The 6,000-nt window shown below is 57.4% G+C and carries 8 protein-coding genes and 2 pseudogenes; 2 read left to right on the top strand and 8 right to left on the bottom strand.

Annotation, left to right across the window (positions count from 1 at the left end):
• Window positions 1-1,146: 1,146 nt before the first annotated feature.
• From OC534_RS05945 to OC534_RS05955, 3 genes are all read right to left on the bottom strand, one after another.
• On the bottom strand, window positions 1,147-1,566 hold the full coding sequence (locus OC534_RS05945) for a DUF4279 domain-containing protein (RefSeq protein ID WP_262071550.1): 420 nt from the start codon (window positions 1,564-1,566) through the stop codon (window positions 1,147-1,149).
• A gap of 5 nt (window positions 1,567-1,571) precedes the next feature.
• Window positions 1,572-1,790 carry a hypothetical protein gene (locus tag OC534_RS05950; protein ID WP_262071551.1) on the bottom strand — a complete coding sequence of 73 codons (219 nt, stop codon included), beginning with the start codon at window positions 1,788-1,790 and terminating at the stop codon, window positions 1,572-1,574.
• Between the two features lie 257 nt (window positions 1,791-2,047).
• Window positions 2,048-2,266 carry a hypothetical protein gene (locus tag OC534_RS05955; protein WP_262071552.1) on the bottom strand — a complete coding sequence of 73 codons (219 nt, stop codon included), beginning with the start codon at window positions 2,264-2,266 and terminating at the stop codon, window positions 2,048-2,050.
• Window positions 2,267-2,321: 55 nt separating this feature from the next.
• Between OC534_RS05955 and OC534_RS05960 the strand changes: the two are divergent.
• Window positions 2,322-2,497, top strand: a pseudogene (locus OC534_RS05960) (2OG-Fe(II) oxygenase); the annotation flags it as partial.
• A 315-nt stretch (window positions 2,498-2,812) separates the two neighbouring features.
• Window positions 2,813-3,133 carry a SymE family type I addiction module toxin gene (locus OC534_RS05965; RefSeq protein ID WP_136005779.1) on the top strand — a complete coding sequence of 107 codons (321 nt, stop codon included), beginning with the start codon at window positions 2,813-2,815 and terminating at the stop codon, window positions 3,131-3,133.
• A 757-nt stretch (window positions 3,134-3,890) separates the two neighbouring features.
• On the opposite strand, the gene OC534_RS05970 is transcribed toward OC534_RS05965, so the two are convergent.
• The 5 genes and pseudogenes from OC534_RS05970 to OC534_RS05990 all read right to left on the bottom strand — a co-directional run.
• Entirely contained in the window at window positions 3,891-4,253 is a 363-nt protein-coding gene (locus OC534_RS05970) for a hypothetical protein (RefSeq protein WP_262071553.1), read from the bottom strand.
• Between the two features lie 234 nt (window positions 4,254-4,487).
• Window positions 4,488-4,844 (bottom strand): hypothetical protein, encoded by a 357-nt coding sequence (locus tag OC534_RS05975; protein WP_166472392.1) that lies wholly within the window; start codon window positions 4,842-4,844, stop codon window positions 4,488-4,490.
• A 77-nt stretch (window positions 4,845-4,921) separates the two neighbouring features.
• A pseudogene (locus tag OC534_RS05980) lies at window positions 4,922-5,092 on the bottom strand (radical SAM protein); the annotation flags it as partial.
• An 80-nt stretch (window positions 5,093-5,172) separates the two neighbouring features.
• A complete protein-coding gene (locus OC534_RS05985; protein WP_153165499.1) occupies window positions 5,173-5,496 on the bottom strand; it encodes a DUF4279 domain-containing protein in 324 nt (107 codons plus the stop codon).
• A gap of 169 nt (window positions 5,497-5,665) precedes the next feature.
• Window positions 5,666-6,000, bottom strand: a 335-nt coding sequence (locus OC534_RS05990; protein WP_262071554.1) for an integrase core domain-containing protein, incomplete at its 5' end; no start/stop codon positions are given.

Here is a 6,000-nt window from a genome sequence, read left to right on the forward strand (position 1 = left end):
CATCTCATTCGTACTCCGTGTTGAATGGATACAAGACTGTCTATCGCCCGGCGCGCTTTTTCGATTCAAGCCTTGATGGAAGCTGCCGCACCAGACGATGGCATTTCCCTCCCCCTCGCACGGTGCGTCAATCCACCCTGACGCATCCGGCTCAATGCAACATCGGGCTCCCGTCGTGATCTCCATCTAGGTCAAGTTGCGGACGGTGTGCTAGTCATCCGTTGACTGTGGCTGCATGCAGTTTTCCGCTTGCGCTGCGCGTAGTGCAGAAATGCAGCCATTTTCAGCGTGTCTAAAGAAGAATGCGTGGCGTGCACTGCGCTGGCATGGGTGCGCGCACAGCCAAGGAACCCCGCGACGTGCATTGAGCTGATGCGGTAGTTGGATGGGCTTCCATCAGAAGCTTCACTGGCCGTCGCGCTGCTTCTGTGCAGTCAGTCATCGATACAGAGACGGAAGAACGCGCTGCACTGTCGGCAATGCCTGCGTTCTGCTGCGGGATGGCGCGTGCTTGGCCTATCACCTCCGTGGCATGCCGTTGCATGCGTACGAAGGCCGTGGGCGATGAGTATCTGCGAATCAGTCCACGTTTCTGGAGCAGCTTGGGCTGATAGCGACATGCAGTAGGCGCCGCCTACTCAAGCTCAAAGTTCAACAGAAACAATCGACCTCGTTTCTTCTGCACCACGTCTTCGACAGATCCTGATCGAAGTGGTCGTAGGCGACCCCAAGTGCTGAAGAAGCGTCCGCACCATCTCCTCCAGCACATGCCTTTTCAGCACTGGCAAATGGGATGACCCCCATGAGAAGCGCAGCGAAACCAAGACAGTGAACGTTATGCATCACCGTGTCCTCCCGGCTATTTGCATCCACATCCATCGCCCGGCTTCGGATAGTCAATGTTCCTGACGTTTCCAGTCCTCGGATCAGATCTTTTGATGACCCCACTTGGTGTCGCTGGATAAGAGAAGTAGGGATTGCCAAAACGAGCTGCCGTTGCGGCATCCAATACCGCAGTCCCGTAATCTCCCCCATTGTCTCCCCCTCCGTGAAGAGTTCCGGATGAGGGCTTGCCTGGTACTCGGGTAGACATGGTACGCGCCATTCGATCATTTCAATACCGGATTGCGTGGCGCTCCATCCGGGCTACGCTGACTGAGGATTGTTATATATATCGAACGCCAAGGTGATCTTCAGCTCCGCGAGCAGCTTCAAAAGGCCATTTTCCAATACGAACCCTGAGTTTTCGGGAGAGAACCACCCAATGAAGTGCTCCACGTGCCCTCCGGTGGAAGACAGACGATCCAAAAATGACTTTTTTTCAGCCAATTCCTTGCTGAAGCGCGATATCACAAGCTCGAATGGCTCATCGCCTGTGGGCAGCTCATAGCACCAGAAAGTTTCTTTTCTGGTGCCAGGAACCTCTTTCCCTTTTGGCGTCAGCTTCTTATCGCCAGCCGTGTAAGAGATCCTGGGATTGAGTCCAAGTTCAGCGCTTATTTCATCACTTGCGATACTTGGATGTGTTATTCGAAGCGAGATTCTGTATCGGATCGAATTACTCATAGCAGTTAATCACCCAAATGTCCTTGATCACTTCCCAAACCATCTTCATTGATCCATACGTTTCCATCAGGACTAATTCCAAACCAGTCTTTGGCCCCGGCATTTATCCCTGCCTTGATTCCATGAATATCGTCTCTGCTAAGGCCCGGCCACTGATCGATTGGTTTTTTACCGGCTGGGCAGTTATCAGGCTTCTGTTCTCTGGAAGCCTTCGCTTTCGACATCTGCGCATTCGGGATAGTGCAGCCAGTCATCCTGCACCATGCCCAAGCGGCAAAGCCGGTGCCTAACGCCTTCAGTGCCAGGTTGGCAGCTCCCCCTACAGAAACCACTTCTGCACACGCAGCGGCTCCGTAACGAGCGCAACAGGCATCAACCGTTTTCGCTTGTAATCCAAGCCGATCAACGAAGCTGATCGGATTCCCCCCACATAGGCATAGGTGCTGATTCCCTCAGCCAACCCAATGGGATCACTTTGCACCTACCGCGCAATGCTCGCATCATAGTCGCGGAAGCCGTTGTACCAAAGCCCTGATTCTGCATCGTAGTACTGCACGAGGAAGCCGATGTTAAGTACGCCGATATCGTCCTGCTGAACACTGCGTCCGCATGCGTAGTCGTATGCCTTCCAGACCGTCTGCCGCCCCGCGTTGGTCACGAAGTCCGGCCGGCCAAGGTGATCGGCGTGGACGAAGTTCAACTGCCCGTTTCGCGCCAGGCCCACCAGCTCGCCATCGAACCATTACGACAACGTCGAGCAGGGCGAAACCGAGTTCCTGTTCAGATCGCGCCGCGCACCGGCAGCCTGCTGATCGCACCGACAGCATTCACCCACACCCATCGCGGCAACCGGCCGCAGGGCGGCGACACGTTCATCGCCACCCGCTGGATCCTGTTCCAGAGCGCGGAGACGCTGTACGGCGGCGCGTGAGATGTGCGGGCCAGCTCCCATAAACGCCCGGAATTGGCGCGGGACCGAGCCGATAGCGACACGTGGTAGGCGCCACCTACTCAAGCTCAAAGTTCAACAGAAACAATCGACTTCGTTTCTTCTGCACCACTCGGCATGGTGGTCAACGGAGCGCAAAAACTCCACAAGAACCAAAATTATGGATGCCCCATGTCGGGAGGGTGGCTAATACAACACCCTCATGGGGGAATACGCCCGCCGTTCGGTTCTTGCGGTTTTTGACCTCCCGACGCCCTCGCCCTCACCGGCGAGGGCCCTTCCGCATTGGAGGCAATCATGACAACCAACCCGATCAAACCGCCCGAAGGCGCATCCCCCTCGCGCAGGCAGCCCCACGCGCCCCGCAGCATCCATAACGTGCGCGCACTGCCGCAGGTGGGGCCCGAGGACCGCGATGCCGTCGGTCCCATTCCCTTCGTCATGCTGCGTGGCGCCTGGCTGCGCGCACTGGGGTTCGACGTGGGCGTGCAGGTAAGGATCGAAGCCATCCCCGGCCAGCTCACCGTCACATCGCTGTGGCAGACCCCACCGCCCGACGCTGCCGCTCCGGCGCCCGCGAAGCCCACCCTGCGCTACGCGGAGGTGGGAGATCGGTAGCGCAGGCCGGATGCGCTGAAAGCACTCAACGCGGAGGGTTGCCTCAACGCAACCCCGGTGTTGAGCATGTGGCACCATCGCCCTTGAACGCCATTGGCTCTGCATCAACGATGTACGCATTTGGGACTCAGAACAGCAACTGCCTGAAGCGCTTTCAGTAGCTTTGCGCGCAGAAGGGAGTGAGCGGCTTCTTCTCACTGTTCCGGTCGTGGTTTGCGCCCGTATCGTAGGGGTCTCTCCGCAGCCGTTTTCACGGCCACGTTTCGTGAGTGCAGAAACATTGGGGGAACCCACACCAACAGGATGCTGGCAAGCAACGCCCCGCCCACCCATAGCCAACGCCCGGTCAGTGCTCCCGCTATCAGGAGTATTCCTACCGGTGCGGCCACAATCTGGGTATAAAACAGAAAAAGCACATACTTGAGTCCGCCAAAGCTAGACTCAAGCGCTACGCCACAGATCGAACACGACGTTCGCGTTGTCTTTTCGAGTGATCGAAGAATCGAGAATCCTTGTCCCTCCGCATGACAGTGTGGACAAGAGAATCTCAACGGCGACGTCAGTTGCATATCTCTTCCCCGGTTATGGCAGCCACGGCCAGTGCCCGCGAATTGTTGTAAGTTGCCTTGAGTGCTGATCCATGCATTGCAGATACTCCGGTTCTCAAACCCACCGCTGGGCCAACGCCCTTAGCCACCGCGCCCCCCAACGGCAGCTCGCCCTGCTGCCAAGTAGCCATTGTGGTCGTGCGCCTCATCTATGCGGCGGGATTGATTGCTTTGTCTCGACTGATCTTCTGCACCACAAGAACTGCGGTCTCAAAAGCAAAGTACACCACGCCAAGCATTGCCAGATAAATCCAGCCGCCTGCAATGGTTGGACCACAGTAACGTCCAGTTAGGCACTTGAAAATTCGTGCAGTGACCTGCACGTCAGCCCAGAGAGCTACTGCTGTTATCAATGCAATGAAGACCAACGATACCGCTCTTGAGATGGGAAACGACTTGCTTTTGGATAGGCTCCTCAACGTTTGCCAAGCCCGGAACGGAAGTAAGCCGATCGAAGCAAGGCCAACGAAGCCAAACAGGTAGATCAGAAAAGTGAAAGACGATGCGCTCATGGTTCCTTCCTGAACTGGCGTAGCAGATACCTAGGGAGCGGAAAGGCCCCGAGGGGCTTCTAGAGTTCCTTCTTCCACACATGGGAGAACGTGCCGAATTCAATCTCGATCTCACCCGAGTGATCAAGCAGGATTCGGTGCTTGAAATGGCAGTTTCCGGGCCATCAAGCCCCTGCCGCCTGGATTCGGGGTTGAACACAGGGGGCTTCTTCGATTTCTCCGACAGCTTGAATCTCAACGAGACGAGGTAATCGCCACCACAATGGTAACCGCCAACGCCACCAGGATCGGCACCATCACCATCAACGCGGTGCGACCGCCTTTGGCGGTTTTCTTCTCGTAGGCAAGAAGTGCATCGGCATCGAGGTAGGCGTAGGCATCCCCGGCGTCCTTGATGATGCCCTGCGCGCGCAGCTGCGTGAGCGTGGAGTGCAGTGCCGGCTCCAGCCCGGCGGTGGGCACTGCGCGCTCGGGTGACAGCGCCTGCCGGTCGTTGAAGTGCGCCAGCACCTTGCGCCGTTGCGCCTGGATCACGGCGATGATCGTGGCGTTGACGGCGGTGGTAACCGCCGTAGTGGCACCGATGTTCATGTCCTTTCCCCTGGAACGCCCCTCATGGGCGACAGCGGATTGTTGGCGCAGGTCCGGCCGGGTGTCCAGCCGCCGAGCTAGAACAGCGATCCCTGCGGCGAATCCTCGCGCGGGGGCAAGGGGCGCTGGAAGCGGCTGCAGTCCAGGCGTGGCCAGTGGCTGTTCTGGGCGTCGAAGCCCAGGCGTCGGCGCGCGAGCTTGAAGCGGTTGGAGAGCAGGTTGACGTACACACCTTCGCCGCGTATGCGCTTGACGCGCGCTCGCGCGCAACTTCTGTCAGCTGCAATGCGAGCGGATCAATCAGCTGGACGGAATTCCATTGCTGGGGTTAGTTGTATATATCTACTGACAGCTCCAACGAAAGTTCAGAGAGTTCCATCATGACGGGCGGCTCCAGCGTGAAACCGGTAGCACCCTCGGCGAAGACGCCAACGAAGAGCTCTGAACGACCTCCATCAAGCACCAGAGTTTCCAAGAAGTTCTTATGCTTTTTGATGGTCTGCAGGAGCGAAGGAAGAGCATCCGTAAATACACCGGCAGCTTTGCGAGTTAATTCAAAGCAGCAGTAGGTACGTCGATATAGCCCCTCAAGGATCTCCCCAGAAGGACTGGTCCTCTGCTCTCCCACACTATGAGCGACCTCAGGTTTCATGCAGATTTGCTTGACCACATCATCAGTCGATAGCGTCGGATGCCATATGCGGAGAGACACAGAAAAGCACTCTTCAGTCACGGTACACCACCTGGTAGAAAGGGGCCGTAATGGCCATGATTTTCACCCGAACCGCCCGACGTCCCCCCGGCTTGAGTAGTGGGCGGGTTTAGAGTCCGGTGCTGATGGTATCTCTCTTTCCAGCCAACTGTGCGGCGTACTGGGCGGGCGTCAGCCCGCCAAGAGCCCGCTTAGGCCGTTCTTCGTTGTAGTCACGCCGCCAGCTTTCGATACTGGTCCTGGCATGGAGCAACGTCGGGAACCAATGCTCGTTCAGACATTCATCGCGCAGCCGCCCGTTGAAGGACTCAACGTATGCGTTTTGGTTCGGCTTCCCCGGCTCGATCAGGCGCAGGGCAATTCCCTTCTCGTGAGCCCACGCCACCATCGCTTTTCCGCAAAACTCCTTGCCGTTGTCTGTCCTGATCACCTGCGGCAAACCGC

Origin of the sequence: Stenotrophomonas sp. Marseille-Q5258 (assembly GCF_946900935.1) — a bacterium.
GTDB lineage: Bacteria > Pseudomonadota > Gammaproteobacteria > Xanthomonadales > Xanthomonadaceae > Stenotrophomonas > Stenotrophomonas nematodicola.